The organism is Haloarchaeobius sp. HME9146 (genome assembly GCF_025399835.1).
Taxonomy (GTDB): domain Archaea; phylum Halobacteriota; class Halobacteria; order Halobacteriales; family Natrialbaceae; genus Haloarchaeobius.
In genome coordinates, this window is sequence record NZ_JAODVR010000001.1 from 3,202,576 (window position 1) to 3,220,932 (window position 18,357).

Consider the following 18,357-nt stretch of genomic DNA (forward strand, 5'->3'; position numbering starts at 1 on the left):
AGTTGGTATAACCACGTCGGTTGTTCCCACAGTTTGCAACTGGTTTCAATCCTTGCGACGTTCCCGCTCCGGCTGGACGCTCCCACCATCCGACCGCAGACTCATGTCACGAAAAATAAACTATTTGGGCGTGGGAAACATAGATGTCGTCTGGGGGGAAGGTGTCTACCGGCTCAGGTCGTAGAAAGGTACATTCTGTGACGCCGGCGACGCCCGACGATAACGAGCGTCACTGCCCGTGACGTTCGTTCACAACAGTCTTCTCTCCATTGCGTTCTCTCGCGAGTGACGACCGACGTGACGCAGTCGCTCTCGACTATGTGACGTTTCGGTAGAAGCGTTGGTACGCTCTGTCGCCCCGGTGGCGACTAGTTAGAAATCCGATTTATACGCGAACGACGTTCTTCGCGCGGGGACCCTTGGGAGCGTCCTCGATGTCGAATTCGATCTCGGTACCTTCCGTGAGGTCCTCACCGCCAACGTCCTCCATGTGGAAGAAAACGTCCTCGTCAGCATCCTCAGTCGCGATGAAACCGTAGCCGCCTGTGTCGTTGAAGAAATCAACCTTACCGTTTGCCATTGCGAATGAACCCAGTTGGAGGACACGGTTAAGGGTTGGCATTCGTCCGTAGAAACCCGTTTTTCGCAGACATGTATTCCCGAATCCAGTTCTGTATTGGCCATCCGTACACAGACATCGGATTCTAGGTCGAGGTGGTGCCCGATTCGGCAGAACCTGCGGCGACTTCCGACGAATCCACAGTTCCCGACCGGGACAGTTCGTCGACTGCCCCGGTACCACCGTTCTGCAGGTCCTGAAACACCGACGAGACCAACAGCTCGCCCAGCGCGACCGCTCCGTGGTTCCCTGATTCGGTCACGACAGAGAACGCTCTCGGTGGGGTGGTTCTCGGAGAGAAACGATGTAACGCTACGTCGCCGTGGGGCGACCGTGCGGTAAAATCGCGTTAGTTAGTGCGAACGACGTTCTTCGCGCGGGGACCCTTGGGAGCGTCCTCGATGTCGAATTCGATCTCGGTGCCTTCGGTCAGGTCCTCGCCGCCGACGTCCTCCATGTGGAAGAAAACGTCCTCGTCAGAGTCCTCAGTCGCGATGAAACCGTAGCCGCCTGTGTCGTTGAAGAAATCAACGTTGCCGTTTACCATTGCGAATAGACCCAGTTGGAGGACACGGTTAAGGGTTGTCATCTGTCCGTAAAATCAGCGATTTAGAAAACAAATATCTCGCGCTACGCTGTTGCAACGGACATTCGACCATACACAGTCGGCTCCTCCGGAAAATAGTGACCGTGCAGTCGGAACCAGCGACTGACTCTGTGGTATCCACAATTCCCAGCGCCGGGGGTTCGACGATCGGGACCAGATATGATTAGACATTCGGAGCGTATTCCCCGATATTTCGCTATTTCTGTGTAGAGAAAGTAGAGTTTTGAGGAAAATAATAGCAACTGTTCTAGGACCTAAACCACGTATGTCCACAGACACTAAATAGTGTGTTGGGCTAGCATACGACAACCATGATCGCAACCACGGTCGATACCCTCAGACTCCACTCGCTCGATACCGTCACGCCCGAGACGCCGGTCGGCGACGCCGCCGAGCGCCTTCGCTGCCCGTCGGTGCCCGCTCTCACGGTCATCGAGGACGATACGGTCGTCGGGACGGTCACCGAGTCCGATATCGTCGCGATGGTCGCCACCACGGACGAACGCAAGACGGTCGAATCCGTCATGTCGATGCCGGTCACCATCTCTCCCGACGCGACCCTGCACGACGCCGCCGACACGATGCGGGCCACCGGCGTCGAGCACCTCCCGGTCGTCGACGAGGCGTACTGCGGGCTGCTCTCGGCCAAGACCCTCGCGCCGTACCTCTCGCGCCGGACGCTGGACTTCGAGACGCGCGAGGCGACGGTTCCCGTCGCGACGGTCGACGGGCACGAGCTGGCCGCCGGGGACTGAGACAGCTACCGGCTTCCCGAGCGCTCGGACGAACGCCGGTCAGTACGTTTTACCGATTCGGTGTACAAGCGGGCGTGATGAGCAAGCTCCGCCCGGACGAACTCGACGCCCGGCTCGACGGTCAGCAGCCCTTCCTCCTCGACATCCGCCCACGCGAGGCCTACCAGACCGAGAACATCGACGGGAGCTACAACCTCCCCGTGTACGACGACCTGCGCTCGGGCGACGAGGACGCGCTCCGACAGCGCCTCGACGAGGTCCCCCGGGACCGCCAGGTCGTGACCGTCTGCAAGATGGGCGTCATCGCGAAGGAGGCGACCCGCATCCTCGACGACGAGGGGTACGAGGTGACCACGCTCGCTGGTGGGATGAGTGGCTGGCGAGGCTACCAGAACGGGACGGTGGGATACCGGCTTCGGTCGCTGCTCTGGCGGCTGTTCTGAGCGTGCCTGCCAGAGGAGGCTGCCCCCGGTACTCCCGATGGCGCGCCCGTCCTCGCTTACCGCGGTAACTGGCCGTTCATCGCCGGGATCCAGTTACAGGCACAGTCTTTCGATGGGCAACAGCAGCCGTTGTGGCAGGGTTCTGCCGCGTCGACCTGCACGAGGGGGCAGTCGAGTGCGCCGATCAGGCACTGCATGGCCATCCCCTCGCCCGCACCATCGACGAGTGGGACCCGGGCTTCCGTGGGGCCTTGCTGCCCGTCGTCGCTCCCCTCGGGCTCCTCTCGTGTCCGGCCGGTACGGGCCGAGCGTTTGCTGATGGAGGCGAGTCGCTGTGGGCCCTCGCCGTCGTGGAAGTCCGGCGGCAGGTAGGCGAGCGATTCGCGGTCGAGCGCGCCGTCGTAGCAGACGGACCCGAAGCGGCCTCGCTTGCGAGTGAACCCTGACTCCGCTGCTTTTCGCATCGCCGCGGCGTCGTCACCGTGTTCGATGCCGACGATGTCGTTCGGACCCTCGGCGACCAGCATCGTCGCGCTGTTCTCGTAGAGTGCCCCGTCGTCGACGAGCCAGCCACCGACGTAGAGCAACTGGCCCCCGTGACGGAGCCGCCAGGCGTTGAACAGCGCCGGCATCGGGCAGGGGCACCCCGGCGGCTGGACCGTGACCGCCCCGACGAGACAGGGACTCACCGCGGCCCCATCGACGCTCGTCTCCCCGCCCCAGTTCGACGGGACTGTGGAGAGGCCATCGTCGTCGCTGTCGTCGTCGCCCGAGTCAGAGACGAACCGCCACGATGGCGCACCCTCGTCGCGGGGGACGGTGGAGACGACGACTGCCCCTCCCATTCGTTCGACGGCGACCCCCCGGTTGCTGCCGTCGGTATCGACGCTGAGGTGTGCTGCCCGACAGGCCATCTTGTCACCATCTGTCCCGGCGGCGTCGCCGGAATCGACGCGATAGCACTCCAGACGGTCGTCGGCCCCCTGTTTCGCCCGCCCCCACACGAACATCCCCTCATCGTTGGCGAGACGGGTCGGCTCGGCGGAGAGCTGGTCGAGCAGTATTTTGGGCGTGAGCACGTTCGCGAGTGACTCTTCGCGGCCGGCCACACTCGCGTCCGGCACCACGACGACGAACCGCTGGGAGACCGTTGGCTCGGCGGCGAGGTACTCGAGGAGACGGCCGATATCGTCCTCGTCAGTCTCGTCGTCGAAGGCGATCTCGGTTCGCGGTTTGTTCGACCGGCTGCTGTTGTAGTCCTGTGCTGCCGCCTTCGAGTCCGTGTAGATGCCGTCGAGGTCGACCGTCCTGGAGACGCCTTCGAACTCGCCCCTGGCGACGATGGGGACGTACTCCATCGTGTAGTCCGTCTCCACCTGCTGGCGCTCACCGGTCCGGTTCTCGCCGCCGGCGTAGAAGAACGACGGGCTCGCCGCTGTACCCGAGACAACTCTCCCAGCTACCTCGTCCCCGAGCCGACCCCGTATATCCTGGATACACCCACCCAGACTCGCCATCCCCATGGCGCCAGCCGCGGCCAGTAGTTCCCGCCTGCGAATCGTCCCCTCCCTCCCGGGTCGTCGACTGGTAACACCCATCTTATCAGTTGAATTAGGAGACTCGCAGACATAACCGTATCTGTGCGTTCGGTCAGTATCCAAGCGTTTCGAGCGTCGCTTCGAGGGGGTCCAGGTATTCCTCGCCGAAGTGCCGAACGTGCGTCAGCAACGGGTAGAGCCGGTAGACGTGTTTTCGCTCGTCGTAGCCCGAATCGACGCCAGCCACCTCGCGGTAGCGCTCGAAGAAGGCGTCGCCGGCCACCTCGGTCCACTCGGCGTAGGCCAGTTCGACCTCGGGGTCGGCGTAGTAACACGCCGGGTCGAGGAAGGCCCGAACCGACTCACCGTCGGTCAGCAGGTTCGCCGACCAGACGTCGCCGTGGATGAGCGACTGGGTGGGGTCGTGGTCCAGCAGCCCGGGAAGATCCGCGGCGAGACTGGTGAGTCGCTCGCCGAGGTCGGCCGGCAGCACATCCTCCTCCCGAGCACGGCGAGTCGCGTGCCGGAGTCGTTCGTCGCCGAAGAACGTCGCCCAGTCGGCCGTCCAGGGGTTGGGCTGGCGGTATTTTCCCGTAAGGGTGTCGAAGGGGAAGCCGAACTGGTCGCGTTGGGTGCCGTGAAGGGCGGCCAGTCGGTCGGCCAGGTCGCGCTCGACAGTGGGTGTAATCGTCGAGTCACCCATGACGAACTCCAGCACCAGCAGGTCGGGGGTGACGTGGTAGACCTCGGGGACCCGGAGACCGCCCTCCGAGCGCAGGTGGGCGAGCATCTTCGCTTCCGTCCGCAGGTCGGTCCGGGCGGTCTTGACGACGACGCGACGGTCGTCGGCGAGGTCGACCCGGTAGACGGTCCCGACCAGCCCGCCATCGAGTTCGGTGACTGTTTGGACGGGGCAGCCAGCCCAGTCGGCGACAGCTGTAGTGGTCGACTCGTCCATTAGCAACACGCTGTCGGGGGAGTCAGATAGTTTCTCGGGGATTCCTCTGTCCACCCGACCGTGTCCCAGCGGACGTCCTGTGGAGGGGAGCCAACTACCAGTTATAGTCGGTTGACATCTATCGAACGGCTGCGAACCGCCCGTTCGAGCACGTCGGCATACTCCAGCCGTCGGTCTCGGGCCGCCTCGGCCGATATCGTCGGCCCGTCGTCGACGTGCTCGGTGAGCGGATCGTACGCCGCGACGTCGAATCCCATCCGTTCGAGGTAGCCACGGACCTGCTCGGAGTCGAGCCCGTCCTCGATGGCGGCGTCGACGTACTCGAGGACGGTGTCGAACGACGGGAGGACGAGACCTTCCTCGGTCCGGCGACCAATCTCGCCCTCGATACGCACCTCGCCGTCGCGGACACTGGCAGCCACGTCGGCAAGCTGGTCGGCCAGCCGAAGGACCTGGCCCGGCAGTGCCGCGTCCGCCGAACGCCATTCGACGGTCCCGAACCGCTCACGGAACTGGACCGGAGTCCAGACCGCGCTCTCCGGGTCGAAGTTCGCCTCGACCGTCGCCCGGTCGACGTCCGCGTCCAGCGTGGCCGTGACGAAGTCCTCGTAGCGACGCTCCAGGCGGCGCGTCCACTCCGCTTTGTCGTCGATGTACGACCACAGCCGTCCCTGATGGGGCATACCGTCGTACGCTCTCCGCCGGTACAGTTTCGACCGCGCGCCAGCTGCCAACCGCTCCCCCCGGTAGTACGGCGAGGAGTTGACCAGCGCCAGCGCCGGGTCGAGGGCGACGAACGCGTTCCACTGGTCGACCTCGTGACCGGGCTGCTGTTCGACGTGGACGTGCGTCCCGGCACAGTGGCGGACGTACCCGAAGTCCTCGCCGATCACCTCGTTCTGGATTCGCGTGCGTTCGCTGGGTATCTCGTCGACCTCGGACCCGGCCATCGGCGTCGCCAGCGGGACGAGCCGCTTCCCCGACTCCTCGGCCCGGTCGAGTACCGCTTCGAGCTGGTCGAACAGTTCGTCGCGTAGTTGGCTCGTCGTCTCGCAGGGCGTCGTCTTGACCTCCAGCAACGGACGGACGAACTCCCGTTCGGCCCTGCCCGATGCCGACACCAGTTCGCCCGGTTCGACCAGTTCTCCCTGTTCGTCGATGACCCAGTACTCGACCTCGATGCTCCGCCGAATCGGCTGTGTAGTGTGTGCTGCCACGGTAAACGGCCGTCAGGTCGGCCGAACCTCCTTGTGCGGCCCAGCGTGCAGACACCCAATCGCCCCACGTATGCCAATCTTTGTCATAGTCTCGTGTAGTAACTACCGTCTCGAACTAAATACCTTCCGCCGACTGCAACCAAATACCTTACATACCCACCAGCTTCTACGAGTTTAGCTATTTTATGAAGAGTTTTTGGGCCAAAATCAGAACAAACGTCGTTTTTCTACTGCTCACTTCGGTAGGCGACGCCCGGTGTAGCCGGTAGAATCGCGGTACTGGAGCGGTCTGGTCGATTGTCGCGGCGGCAGGAAGAATGTTCGTTCCGATACTTCTCATCCAGCCCGGGACCCACCGCTACTGTGGCCACAACGAGATACCCCCGGAGACATTGATTTCCCAGAATTATGGCGGCCTCGGCACTCATAGGGCTCGTCACCACCAGGAGCCACCCCGGTTCGGAGCGGTGCCTTCGTCATCGGCCACCCGGAACTCGGAGACCCGGCACAAAGAGCGTACTCCTTCGACCTGCACGCTCACCACCCCAGAGAAGATTCGCCGGCACACACAGGTCTTTTTGCCCGGCCACGGTATGCGCTGGCATGACAGACACGGCCGGTTCGTACGAGATGGTTCGGCGGCTCGACGAGGACGGCAGGCCGGTCGAGGAGGGGTACGAACCGCCCCTCGAAGACGAGCAACTCGTCGCCCTCTACCGCGATATGCGCCTCGGCCGCCGGTTCGACGACCGGATGATCAGCCTCCAGCGACAGGGCCGCATCGGGACGTACGCCTCGCTGGCGGGCCAGGAGGGTGCGCAGTTCGGGTCGATGTACGCGATGGACGAGGTGGACTGGCTGAGTTACCAGTACCGGGAACATGCGGGTCCCATCGTCAGGGACTGTCTCGCGCCGTACATCCAGTACTGGATGGGCCACGAGGAGGGGAACGCGGCACTGGTCGACGAGAACATCATGCCGCTGAACATCTCCATCGGGTCCCACATCCCGCACGCGACCGGGTACGCGTGGGCGGCCAAACTTCGCGGGGACGACCGGGCGGTGGTCTGTCACTTCGGGGACGGCGCGACCTCGGAGGGTGACTTCCACGAGGGGCTGAACTTCGCGGGCGTGTTCGACGTGCCGGCGGTCTTCGTCTGCAACAACAACCAGTGGGCCATCTCGGTCCCCACGGAGCAACAGACCGCGAGCGAGACGTTCGCCCAGAAGGCCGAAGCCTACGGGTTCGAGGGCGTCCGGGTGGACGGGATGGACCCACTGGCGATGTACGAGGTGACCCGGGACGCCCTCGAGAAGGCGAAGGACCCGGACGAGGACAAGCGACGCCCGACGCTCATCGAGGCGGTCCAGTACCGGTTCGGCGCGCACACGACCGCCGACGACCCGACGAAGTACCGCGACGACAGCGAGGTCGAGGCGTGGAAGCAGAAGGACCCGATCGTTCGACTGGAGGCGTTCCTTCGCGGGCGCGGACTGCTCGACGACGAGCGGATCGAGGCCATCGAGACCGAGGTGTCGGAGACGCTGGCCGAGGCGGTCGACGCGGCCATGGCGGTCGAGGCCGACCCCGACTCGATGTTCCAGTACGTGTACGAGAATCAGACACGTCGACTCGCCGAGGACACGGCGCGTCTCCGAGCGCTGCGTTCGGCGTTCGGCGACGACGCCTTACTCCGGGACGAGTAACCGGCCAGGTCGGCAACATCTACCGGTTTTCGCGTGACAGGAGTCTCCCCGGAAGGTTCCTGAAACGCCTCAAAACCCGTAGGAGAGAGATTATTACGCAGAGAAAGCGGCAGATACATAACCATCTCGTTAATACGCCAGGGCGAGAATTGTACGACTGTACACGGAATGGGGTTGGGAGGACATATCTCTGCAACGAGAGACGGGTCGTAAGCGGCACCGGGCAAGTGCCGTTGACCAGGACCGACACGTCATTCCGGTGCAGTATGGACCATGACCGAACAGACAGACAACACCGGTGACGCAGCACACATCCCGAGCGACGACCTCTTCGAGGCGCTCTCGGACCATTATCGACGGAAAGTGCTGTTTCACCTCCGCCAGAACGGGCTCGCGACCGTCGACGAGCTGACCGTCGTCGCGGCGGAACAGGAAGACGAGGCCGCCGACGTCCGCGAGACGCTGGTCGAGACCCACCTGCCGATGCTCGAATCGCTGGGTCTCGTAGACGTCGAGGCCGACGAACAGAAAGTGGAGTTACTCGCAGACCCCGACGAGATCGGAGACTGGCTCGACCTCGCGGTGAAGCGAGACGTGGAAGCAGAAATGAACGAAGACGCAGAACAGACAGAGGTGGCGGCGCACGAACCGGAAGATATCAGGGTACTACTTGTCGACGACGCGCCCGACTTCGTGAGCGCCGTCGCCGACCTGCTCGAGCGCGAGCACGAGGACCTCGACATCATGACCGCGACGAGCGCGCCGGACGCGTTCACCGTCCTGAAGAACGAGGAGGTCGACTGCATCGTCAGCGACTACAAGATGCCGGCCATCGACGGGCTGGAGTTCCTCGACGCCGTCCGGGACGAGTACCCGGACGTCTCGTTCATCATGTTCACCAACAAGGGCAGTGAACACACCGCGGGTGAGGCGGTCGCCATCGGTGTGAGCGATTACCTCCAGAAGGAGACGAGTCCCGAAGGCTACGACCGCCTGGTCGACTCTATCAGGAACGCGGTAGGCAAACAGGCCTGACCCCCCTTCCCGTCGATGAACGACAGGGACTACGAGTACGAGCACCACACCGCCGAGAGCGGGCTGGAGAGCGTCATGACGACCCCGCTCTCGGACACCAGCCAGATACGGGTCCTCCACGTCGACGACGACCCGGACCTCGTTGAGGCGACGGCAGCGTTTCTGACCAAGATAGATGCCGGCCTGACCGTCGCCACGGAGACCGACGCGGAGACAGCGCTCGCTCGACTCGATGGGGGAATCGACTGCGTCGTCAGTGACTACGAGATGCCCGGGATGGACGGCATCGACTTCCTCGAGGCTATCAGAGAGCGATACAACTCGCTCCCGTTCATCCTGTTCACCGGCAAGGGGTCCGAGGAGATAGCCGGAAAGGCACTCTCGGCCGGCGCCAACGGCTACATCCGGAAGGAAGGTGGGACCGGACAGTTCACCGTCCTCGCCAACATGATCCGCGAAGCCGTCTCGAAGGTCCGCGCGGAGACGAACTACCGGGAGATATTCAAGGCGACGGCGGAGGGCATCCTCATCGTCGACCCCGGAACCGGTATCATCCTCGACGCCAACCCCGGTGCGTGCGAGTTGCTCGAACGGGACGCCCACGAACTGGTCGGGCACGCCTTCGGCGAGGTCAGTTCCGACTACGAACCACACACCGGGGCGGCCCTGTCGGAGTGGCTGACACGGACCGTCGAGGAGGGCACACAGAAGCTCGAGTGGCAGCTGCTCGACGGTGACGGAGACCTGCTCTGGACCGAGTTGCAACTCAACCCCACGCGGCTGGGTGGGGAGGAACGCGTCCTCGTGTTGCTGCGCGACATCTCCGACCGGAAGTTCCGCGAGAACGAGCTCAGACGTCGGGAGAAGGAGCTCATGCGGGCCGAAGAGCGCTACCAGTTGCTCGTCTCGAACGTCGAGGACTACGCCATCTGCGAACTCGACCCGGAAGGGTACATCAGTTCGTGGAACGAGACGGCCGCCCGCATCACCGGGTTCTCCCGCGAGGAGGCCATCGGCACCCACCTGTCGCTGCTCTACACCGACGAGGACATCGAGCAGGACGTTCCCCGGCGACTCCTCGAGGAGGCCCAGCGCGAGGGACGCTCCGAGGACGAGGGCTGGCGCGTCCGCCGCGACGGCTCACGGTTCTGGGCGAACGTCGTCATCAGCAAACTCCAGGCTGGTAACGGCGAAACCGGGTACGAGGCGCTGACCCGGGACCGCTCACGCGAGCGCGAGCAGCGAGCGCAACTGGACCTGGTCGAACAGCGCTACCGCCAGCTCGTCGAACAGAACCTGGTCGGTATCTACGTCATCCAGGACGACTCGCTGGCGTACGTCAACCCACGATTCGCGGAGATATTCGGGTACGACCAGGACGAACTCGTGGGAACGGACCCGCTGGACCTGGTGATAGACGAGTACACCGAAGAGGTCGAGGACCGCCTCCGCCGCCGCATCGAAGACCAGTTGACGGACATCCAGTACCGGTTCGAGGCTGTCCGCAAGGACGGCGAGACCATCCTCGTCGAGGTGCACGGGAACTACATCGAGTACGACGGCCAGCCGGCGGTGATAGGGTCGCTCATCGACGTGACCGAGGACGCCGAGCGAAAACAAGAACTCGAACGCTACCAGCGCATCTTCGAGGCGATGGGCGACGGCGTGTACAAGCTCGACCTCGACGGCAACATCACCGACTGCAACCGGACCGCAGAGGACATCAGCGGCTACAGCCGCGAGGACCTCGTCGGCGAGCACGTCTCGCTCGTGATGACCGATGCGGACATCGAGCGCTGCGAGCGGGGCATCCACGAGCTGTTGACCGTCGGCGACGAGCGCGTCAAGCGCTACGAGATAGACATCAAGCACCGCGACGGCCACACCGTTCCCTGCGAGCTCAACCTGACGGTCCTGCCGCTCGGCCCGCACGGCGAACTCCGGGGGACGGTCGGCATCGTCCGCGACATCTCCAGGCGCAAGGAGCGCCAGCGCCGGTACGAGGCGATATTCAACCAGACGTACCAGTTCACGGGGCTCCTCGACCCCGACGGAACGATGCTCGAAGCCAACGAGACCGCCCTCGAGTTCGGCGGGCTGAACCGGGCCGACATCGTCGGCAAGAAGATGTGGGAGACCGGCTGGTTCACCGACGACGAGGAGACGAGAGAGACCCTGCGCGGGCTCGTCGAACAGGCCGCCGCCGGCGCGTTCGTCCGATGCGAGATGGACGTTCACGGCCCCGACGACGTTGCCGTCACCGATTTCTCCATCAAACCGGTCACCGACGACGACGGCGAGGTGGTCCTGCTCATCCCCGAGGCGCGCGACATCACCGAACGGGTCCGCATCGAGAGCGAACTCCGCGAGAGCCGCCGGAAGTTCTCGACGCTGCTGTCGAACCTCCCCGGGACGGCCTACCGGTGTGCGAACGAGCCGGACTGGCCGACCGAGTTCGTCAGCGAGGGCTGTCTGCCCCTGACGGGATACAGCCGGGAAGAGATCGAATCGGGCACGGTGACCTGGGGGAGCGACATCATCCACCCGGACGACCGCGAGGACGTCTGGGAGTCGGTCCAGGCGGCGTTGCGAGCCCGCGAACCGTTCGAGGTGAACTACCGTATCGTGACCAGAGACGGCGAGGTGCGCTGGGCGTGGGAACAGGGCGAGGGCGTCTTCGACGACGATGGCGAACTCGAGGCACTGGAGGGGTTCATCACCGACGTCACGGAACGCTACCGCATGGAACAGGAGGTCCGCGCCGGAGAGCAAGCACTTCGCGAACTCGCCGACGTGGCCTCGCGCGTCGACCTGACCTTCCAGGAGAAGCTTCCGAAGATACTCACAATCGGCTGTGAGCGCCTCGGGCTGGAGCACGGCCACCTCACCAGGGTCCAGCCACAGTCCGACCTTCGGGAGGTCGTCGCGGTCAGCGACGACCACCAGTACGTCGTCGAAGGTTCGGTGATGCCGCTCTCCGAAACCCTCTGTGCGAAGACCATCGACTCGCGGGAGATGAACTGTATCCACGAAGACGGCGACGGCCCGTTCAAGACCTACGTCGGGGTGCCGGTCGTCTCCCAGGGCAGGATCTACGGGACGCTCTGTTTCGTCGATTGCGAGACGCGCGACCCGCTCTCCGACGCCGAGCGGTCGTTCGTCACGCTGGTCGCCCAGTGGATCCGCTTCGAACTCGAGCGCGAGGAGTACGAACGACAGCTTGAACGCGAGAACGACCGGCTGGAGGACTTCGCGAGCATCGTCAGCCACGACCTGCGGAACCCCCTCGACATCATCTCCATCACGCTCGAACTCATGCGCCAGGACGAGGACCTCGACCGACTCGACGCCATCGAACGGGCCGCGAGCCGGATGAACGAGCTCATCGACGACCTGCTGTTGCTGACCCGCCAGGGCAAGATCGTCGGGGAGACGAGCCTCGTCGACGTCGGGGCGGTCGCAACGCGGGCCTGGGAGAACGTCGATACGGCCGACGCCGACCTGACCGTCGAGCCCGACCTCGGCCACATCGCCGCCGACGAACCCCGGCTCCTGCAGGTGTTCGAGAACCTCTTCCGGAACTCCGTCGAACACGGGCGGTCGGAATCTCAGCTGCGGTTCGAGGAGGCGGGCGACCACGAGGCTCGACAGACTGTGGGTGAGCCCAGCGCCGGAAACGGTGGTATCACCACCGCTGACGAGTCCCTCTCGATCCGCGTCGGGCCACTCGATACCGCCCCGGGATTCTACGTGGAGGACGACGGCGCGGGCATCCCGCCGGACCAGCGCGACCGCGTGTTCGACCACGGCTACACCACCTCCGAGGCAGGGACCGGCTTCGGGCTCTCCATCGTCCGGGACATCGTCGAGGCCCACAAGTGGCAGATATCGGCGACCGAGAGCGAGGCTGGCGGTGCCCGTTTCGAGGTGCGAAAGCAGCCGGCCACCGGTGTGGCAGACACCGGGTTCCCGCCGACCCAGCCTGAACCCGAGGAGTGACCGGCGCTCGCAGGCCGCTCCTTTTTCGCCGCGGCGACCGTAGCACCCACCCGTGACGCGATTCGTCTGTTACGGCGGGAAAGGCGGCGTCGGGAAGACGACCTGTGCCGCAGCGACCGGACTGGCACTGGCCGGGCGCGGTCACGACGTGCTCGTGGTCTCGACCGACCCGGCGCACTCGCTCGGTGACGCGTTCGACACGACGGTCGGCGGCGAGCCACGCGAACTCGCCGACGGCTGCTGGGGCGTCGAGGTCTCGCCCGAGACCGGGCAGGCGGCGTACCGGCGCGTGGTCGAGGCCCTGGTCGCTGACTTCCGTGACGCCGGCCTCCGCATCGACGAGGAAACCTTAGAAGAGCTGTTCGCGGCCGGCCTCGTCCCTGGTGCCGACGAGGTCGCGGCCCTGGAGCACATCGCGGACTACGCCGCGAGCGACGACTGGGACTGCGTGGTGCTCGACACCGCCCCGACCGGGCACACGCTCCGTCTGCTCGACCTCCCCGAGGTGCTGTCGAGCACCCTCGGCGCGGCCGGTGAGGTGCAGGGACAGGTTCGCCGGCTGGTCGATGGGGCACGCAGTGCGATGTTCGGGCCGGCCGCCTTCTTCGGCCGCAACCGCGACGAACCCGACGCCATGACCGACCTCCGGGACCGCCTCCACGCGGTCAGCGCGGTGCTCAGGGACCCCGAACGGACCGAGTTCCGGCCGGTTCTCGTCCCCGAGGCGATGGCCATCGCGGAGACGGAACGGCTGGTCGACCAGCTCGAAGACGCCGAGGTGCCGGTGGGCCCCATCGTCGTCAACCGCGTACTGGAAGCCGACGACTGCGACTGCCATCGATGTACGACCCGGAGAACGCTCCACGACGAGCGCCTCGCGGAGATCGAGGAGACGTTCCCCGGCCGCGAGGTGTGCCGACTGCCGGTGCTCGACGGTGAAGCACAGGGTCGCGACGCGCTCGACGCCCTCGCCAGCCGGCTCGACGCCACGTTCGAGTGAGACCGACGCTCGCAGCCGTCACCCGAATCCGGCCGGGTCGATGTACTCCCCCGGGTCACGCTCACGGTGCGATGCCGCCGCGGGGACGCTCACGGTTCGCCCTGCCGTGCAGTCGAACGCCGTGAGCTGGTTCCCGTACACGCAACCGGTGTCCAGCCCGACCGCGTACCTGCTCACGAGGGGCGCAGAGAACACCCGGTGCCCGAAGAAGACGCGATGTGGGCCCGAGTAGAACTCCCACCAGTACGGTCGGCCGGTCCCGCTCGCCGCGAGCGACCCCGGCTCCATGAGGTCCGCAGGGACGTGTGACGCGAGGGGTTTGCGGGGGTCGATGCCTCCGTGCACGACGAGCAGGTCGTCCCACGACAGCGCGACCGGCAGCGACGCCAGCCACTGCCGCTGTTTCTGGGACAGGTCCGGCGCGTCGACCGTCCCGTCGAGGACGTTCTGTTCGGTGTTCCCCCGAACCGCGACCATGTTCGGCGACTCCCGAACGAGGGAGACGACGCCCGCGCTGTCCGGACCCCGCGTCACCAGGTCGCCGACGAACACGACCAGGTCGTCGGCATCGACCGCGAGGGTGTCGAGTAGCGCCTCCAGTGCCTCCAGACACCCGTGGACGTCACCGACGATGTAGACGTCTCGACCGGCAGGGTCGACCCGCCGGTGCTGGCGAGAAACGGCGTCACCGAAACGCGGCGGGTGCATGTGCCAGCAGTCACGGGCAGGGGTAAAAAGCGAGGGCCCGACCTTGTGCGGGTGCGGGCCCAGCCAGACAGCAGATCACTCCGGGTGACGGACGATGTGAACGTCGTACTCCGGGTCCTCGGAGATGGGGGAGCCGACGCTCGCCAGGGGCGTCGAGACGCGCCCCGCGTTCTCGCTCCCGATGAAGAGGATCTCCGCGTCGACCTCGGCCGCGACCTGTCTGATGCGACGCGCCACGTCCATCGGGACCGTTGCCACGGGGTCGGTCGGGTCCTCGATGAGTTCGCATCGGAACTCGGCGGTGGGTGCCTCGTCGTGGACGCGCTGGCGGAGCTTTCGCTCGATGACGCCCACGTCGAACGTGTCCTCGGGGTCGAGCCAGCCGCGCTCACGCGCGTACTCGGGGTCGTCCGGCACGAGCGTGAGGACGACGAGCTCGGCGTCGGAGAACGTCGCGAACTCCTGCGCCCGCCGCAGTGCAGTCATCGAGAGCGTGGAACCGTCGAACGGGACTAACAGCGACATCGTCCAACGGTTCAAACGGCCGAGACAATAAACTATCCCCGCCCGCCGGCGAGGTCGGCAGCCTCGGGGCGCGCCCGGAGCCGGAGCATCGAGAGCGTCCCCACGAGCGGACCGGCCGCCAGCGGGACGAACGCGTACTGCCAGCCGACCGCGTCGGCCACGATGGGGGTCAACTGGATGGAGACCGTCGTCAGCAGGAACCCGACCGCCGTCTGCAGGGTCAGCGCGCTCCCGACGTAGCTCGGGGCGGCGAGTTCGGAGACCGCCGCCGAGAACTGCGCCGAGTCCGCGACGATGGCGACGCCCCAGACGAGCAGGAACGGCGTCACCACCCAGAGTGGTGCGCCGAACAGTGGCACCGCCAACAGGCAGCACGCGCCGCTGACGGCCATGCTGGCGCTCGTGAGCGGTGTGCGACCGACCCGGTCGGCGACACGGCCGGCGGCAGCCGCACCGACCCCACCCACGGCGATGGTCGCGAACGAGAGAAGGGCGATGACCTCCGTGTCGACCGCCCCCGAGAACCCCGCGGTGAGGTACAGGGGAATCCACGTCCACACCGCGTACAGCTCCCACATGTGGCCGAAGTAGCCACCGTTCGCGAGCATGGTCGGCCGGTCCCGAACGATGCGCCGAACCGCACCCGGGTCGAACGGTGCGGCCGGAGCCTGGTGCGGGCCGGGCCTGGCAGCGAGCGCGAGCAGGCCACCGAGTGCCCCGAGTGCGGCGGCCCCGTAGAGGACGGCCGTCGGGTCGCCGATACCGCCCACTGCCCGGAGGAGATGCGGCATCGCCGACCCGACCGAGAGCGCCCCGACGAGCGTCCCGATGGCGAAGCCTCTCCCGGTGTCGAACCAGCCCGCGATGAGCTTCATGCCCGGCGGGTAGACACCGGCGAGGGCCGCGCCGGTGAGGAACCGCAGGGCGACTGCTGGCAGGAACGAATCGACCGCGCCAGCGATGACTGCCGTGGCCCCTGCGCCGACCAGTGCCGAGGCGGCGAACAGGTACCGCGGCGGGACGGTATCAGAGAGCGTCAGGACCGCCGACAGCAGCGCTCCTGCGACGAAGCCGAGCTGAACAGCGTTGGTCAGCCACGCCGTCTGCGCCCCGGAGAGATTCCAGGCGTCGGCGAGTTCCGGGCCGACCGCGGACGCCGAGAACCAGAGCGTCATCGCCAGCAGTTCGGCCGTCGCCAGCAGGGCGAGCATCCGCCACTTCGGGTCGAATCGCGTCACTGCCCGACGTTCTCCGGCCACCGGCATAAACCGGCTGCGGTCCGGCAGCGCCGGTGCACTGCCGGCGACACCGGGGACACCGATTGCGACGGGCTCAGGACTCGTTCGCGGCGACGCGCTCTGCGGTCTCGATGGACCCCGAGAGCTCGCGTTGCGGGGCGGGGAGCGAGATACCCTCGGCGTCGTAGCGCGCCTTCACGTCCTCGACGAACTCCGAGCGGATACGCACGAAGTCGGTCCGTGCCGGCCTGTCGATCCAGAAGCGCGACTGGAGGATGACCGCCGAGTCGCCGAGTTCCTGGATGCGGACGCTCGGGCCGGGCCGGTCGAGTATCTCCTCGTTCGCGAGCGCTTCCTCGACGATGATGTCCTGGGCGCGCTCGAGGTCGTCCTCGTACCCCACGCCGAACGGGAACGTCACCCGGAGGCGGTCCTTCGCGACCGGGTTCGTGATGGTGTTCTTCGTCAACTCCGAGTTCGGCACCGTCACGAGTTCGTTGTCGAAGGTGTGGATACGGGTCACCCTGAAGCTGATGTCCTCGATGATGCCCTCCTTGTCCTTCCACTGGATCCAGTCACCGATGTTGTACGTCGGGTCCGCGACGATGAAGACGCCGCTGACGAAGTTCCCCAGCACGTCCTTCGAGGCGAAGCCGATAGCGATGGTCGCGCCGGCGGTGATGGCCTCCGTCGCGGCGAGGAAGCTCGCCACGCCCGAGACGGTGATGGCCGTGAACACCGCGAACACGCCGAACCCGGCGTTCAGGGCCTTGAGGAGCGGTAGTTCGACGGTGTCGTCGATGTCGAGGGCGTCCATCAGCCAGCGGGCCCCCGGGACCACGAGGTACCGGCCCGGCAGGTAGATGACCGCCGCGACCGCGAGAAAGACCGCGCCGTCCTGCAGGACGGTCGCGAGCTCCGCGAACACCTGCTCGAGCGAGCGAATCTGGGTCATCGGCCCGACACTGCACAGCGAACGCTCTTAGTACCGCGGGTCGTCACGCAACCGACAGGAGCGAAAAGTCTTCCACGGTCGACGGCGATGGGGGAGGTATGCCCCTCGGGGAGACCGACACCGACGTCCTCGCCTACGAGCTGACACAGACCGATTTCGACGCCGTCGAACGCGACGGCTACCGCGCCGAGTGGAACGTCGAGGGAACGGAAGTGTACGTCACGGAGCTGGCGACCGAGGACGTCACCGAGTACAACGCCGAGGACCTCGTCCGGGCGACCTCCGACCAGGAGGTCGAGAACGCCAGAACCAGCCAGTAGCGCTCGAACGGTCGCTACGCCCCGTACAGCCCCGGTCTCAGTCCGTGACCGATTCTTCGACGAGAGACCGAACGGCACGGCGGAACCGCTCGGAGGCGGCGTTCTCCGAGATATCCAGTCTGCCGCTGAGTTCAGCAAGGGACACCTCGCGAGGGATAGAGAGGTAGCCGCTGTCGAGCGCTTCCAGGAGTATCTCGCGCTGTGCAGCCGTCAGCTTCGGTCCCTTCCCGACGCCCCAGTCGGTCTCCTCGTACATCCGGTCGAAGCTGAACGAGATGTCGTTGTCACCGCAGAACTGGTACACCTGTTCGAGCGATTCACGGTCCGGGAACCGGGCCCGGCACCACCACCCCTCGTTCGTCCCGATGGCCTCCTGGAGGACCCCACCGACGTCCATCAGGACCGGCATCAGGTTGGCATCCCTGCCGGGGTCGTCGAAGGTGAGCCGGTACAGCCGCCGGTCGCCCACTTCGGCCAACATCGTGAAACCGGCCAGCGCCGAGTCGTCGGTGATGGCTGCCTCGACGCCCTCGAAATCGGCCGAGGTTATCCACGCGAGCATCTTCGTCAACCCGGTTTCGGTCTCGTACGTCTCTTCCCAGACGACCTCGATATCGCGAACGCGTCGCAACGCTTCGCGGAGGACTGGGTGGTCGATGGTGAATTCGGCGATGAGCATCGAGATTCGTCTCGTTACGTCATCTCCAGCGAGAGGGACCTTAACAATCAGGGC

The 18,357-nt window shown here is 65.6% G+C and carries 17 protein-coding genes; 7 read left to right on the top strand and 10 right to left on the bottom strand.

Annotated elements, in window-relative coordinates:
• Positions 1 to 385: 385 nt before the first annotated feature.
• Together N6C22_RS16480 and N6C22_RS16485 are read right to left on the bottom strand one after the other, a co-directional pair.
• On the bottom strand, positions 386 to 580 hold the full coding sequence (locus tag N6C22_RS16480) for a cold-shock protein (protein ID WP_261652217.1): 195 nt from the start codon (positions 578 to 580) through the stop codon (positions 386 to 388).
• Positions 581 to 968: 388 nt separating this feature from the next.
• Positions 969 to 1,166 carry a cold-shock protein gene (locus N6C22_RS16485; RefSeq protein WP_261652218.1) on the bottom strand — a complete coding sequence of 66 codons (198 nt, stop codon included), beginning with the start codon at positions 1,164 to 1,166 and terminating at the stop codon, positions 969 to 971.
• Positions 1,167 to 1,537: 371 nt separating this feature from the next.
• On the opposite strand from N6C22_RS16485, the gene N6C22_RS16490 reads away from it, so the two are divergent.
• Complete coding sequence (locus N6C22_RS16490; RefSeq protein WP_261652219.1) at positions 1,538 to 1,981, top strand: CBS domain-containing protein; 444 nt, start codon at positions 1,538 to 1,540, stop codon at positions 1,979 to 1,981.
• A 77-nt stretch (positions 1,982 to 2,058) separates the two neighbouring features.
• Complete coding sequence (locus tag N6C22_RS16495; protein ID WP_261652220.1) at positions 2,059 to 2,424, top strand: rhodanese-like domain-containing protein; 366 nt, start codon at positions 2,059 to 2,061, stop codon at positions 2,422 to 2,424.
• Between the two features lie 56 nt (positions 2,425 to 2,480).
• Here N6C22_RS16495 and N6C22_RS16500 read toward each other — a convergent pair whose 3' ends face one another.
• The 3 genes from N6C22_RS16500 to N6C22_RS16510 all read right to left on the bottom strand — a co-directional run bounded on the left by N6C22_RS16500 (position 2,481) and on the right by N6C22_RS16510 (position 6,137).
• A complete protein-coding gene (locus N6C22_RS16500) occupies positions 2,481 to 4,022 on the bottom strand; it encodes a hypothetical protein (RefSeq protein WP_261652221.1) in 1,542 nt (513 codons plus the stop codon).
• A gap of 52 nt (positions 4,023 to 4,074) precedes the next feature.
• The gene (locus tag N6C22_RS16505; protein WP_261652222.1) at positions 4,075 to 4,920 is read right to left on the bottom strand and encodes a fructosamine kinase family protein; all 846 of its coding nucleotides are present in this window, start codon (positions 4,918 to 4,920) and stop codon (positions 4,075 to 4,077) included.
• A gap of 101 nt (positions 4,921 to 5,021) precedes the next feature.
• On the bottom strand, positions 5,022 to 6,137 hold the full coding sequence (locus N6C22_RS16510) for a glutamate-cysteine ligase family protein (protein WP_261652223.1): 1,116 nt from the start codon (positions 6,135 to 6,137) through the stop codon (positions 5,022 to 5,024).
• Between the two features lie 630 nt (positions 6,138 to 6,767).
• Here N6C22_RS16510 and pdhA point away from each other — a divergent pair.
• The 4 genes from pdhA to N6C22_RS16530 all read left to right on the top strand — a co-directional run bounded on the left by pdhA (position 6,768) and on the right by N6C22_RS16530 (position 13,878).
• Positions 6,768 to 7,844 (top strand): pyruvate dehydrogenase (acetyl-transferring) E1 component subunit alpha, encoded by a 1,077-nt coding sequence (gene pdhA / locus N6C22_RS16515; RefSeq protein ID WP_369684450.1) that lies wholly within the window; start codon positions 6,768 to 6,770, stop codon positions 7,842 to 7,844.
• Positions 7,845 to 8,117: 273 nt separating this feature from the next.
• Positions 8,118 to 8,879 (top strand): response regulator, encoded by a 762-nt coding sequence (locus N6C22_RS16520; protein ID WP_261652225.1) that lies wholly within the window; start codon positions 8,118 to 8,120, stop codon positions 8,877 to 8,879.
• A 15-nt stretch (positions 8,880 to 8,894) separates the two neighbouring features.
• A complete protein-coding gene (locus N6C22_RS16525; RefSeq protein WP_261652226.1) occupies positions 8,895 to 12,878 on the top strand; it encodes a PAS domain S-box protein in 3,984 nt (1,327 codons plus the stop codon).
• A 52-nt stretch (positions 12,879 to 12,930) separates the two neighbouring features.
• Positions 12,931 to 13,878, top strand: coding sequence for an ArsA family ATPase (locus tag N6C22_RS16530; RefSeq protein WP_261652227.1), 948 nt, complete (start codon positions 12,931 to 12,933; stop codon positions 13,876 to 13,878).
• An 18-nt stretch (positions 13,879 to 13,896) separates the two neighbouring features.
• Here the strand turns inward: N6C22_RS16530 and N6C22_RS16535 are convergent, their stop codons facing one another.
• The 4 genes from N6C22_RS16535 to N6C22_RS16550 form a co-directional block, all read right to left on the bottom strand.
• Positions 13,897 to 14,586 carry a metallophosphoesterase family protein gene (locus N6C22_RS16535; protein WP_261652228.1) on the bottom strand — a complete coding sequence of 230 codons (690 nt, stop codon included), beginning with the start codon at positions 14,584 to 14,586 and terminating at the stop codon, positions 13,897 to 13,899.
• Between the two features lie 75 nt (positions 14,587 to 14,661).
• On the bottom strand, positions 14,662 to 15,111 hold the full coding sequence (locus N6C22_RS16540; protein ID WP_261652229.1) for a universal stress protein: 450 nt from the start codon (positions 15,109 to 15,111) through the stop codon (positions 14,662 to 14,664).
• 32 nt (positions 15,112 to 15,143) lie between these two features.
• The gene (locus N6C22_RS16545) at positions 15,144 to 16,322 is read right to left on the bottom strand and encodes an MFS transporter (RefSeq protein ID WP_303647768.1); all 1,179 of its coding nucleotides are present in this window, start codon (positions 16,320 to 16,322) and stop codon (positions 15,144 to 15,146) included.
• A gap of 121 nt (positions 16,323 to 16,443) precedes the next feature.
• A complete protein-coding gene (locus N6C22_RS16550) occupies positions 16,444 to 17,304 on the bottom strand; it encodes a mechanosensitive ion channel family protein (protein WP_261652231.1) in 861 nt (286 codons plus the stop codon).
• A gap of 98 nt (positions 17,305 to 17,402) precedes the next feature.
• Here N6C22_RS16550 and N6C22_RS16555 point away from each other — a divergent pair, with 98 nt between their 5' ends.
• Positions 17,403 to 17,624 (top strand): hypothetical protein, encoded by a 222-nt coding sequence (locus tag N6C22_RS16555; protein WP_261652232.1) that lies wholly within the window; start codon positions 17,403 to 17,405, stop codon positions 17,622 to 17,624.
• Between the two features lie 37 nt (positions 17,625 to 17,661).
• On the opposite strand, the gene N6C22_RS16560 is transcribed toward N6C22_RS16555, so the two are convergent.
• Complete coding sequence (locus tag N6C22_RS16560) at positions 17,662 to 18,303, bottom strand: helix-turn-helix domain-containing protein (RefSeq protein ID WP_261652233.1); 642 nt, start codon at positions 18,301 to 18,303, stop codon at positions 17,662 to 17,664.
• Positions 18,304 to 18,357: the final 54 nt, after the last annotated feature.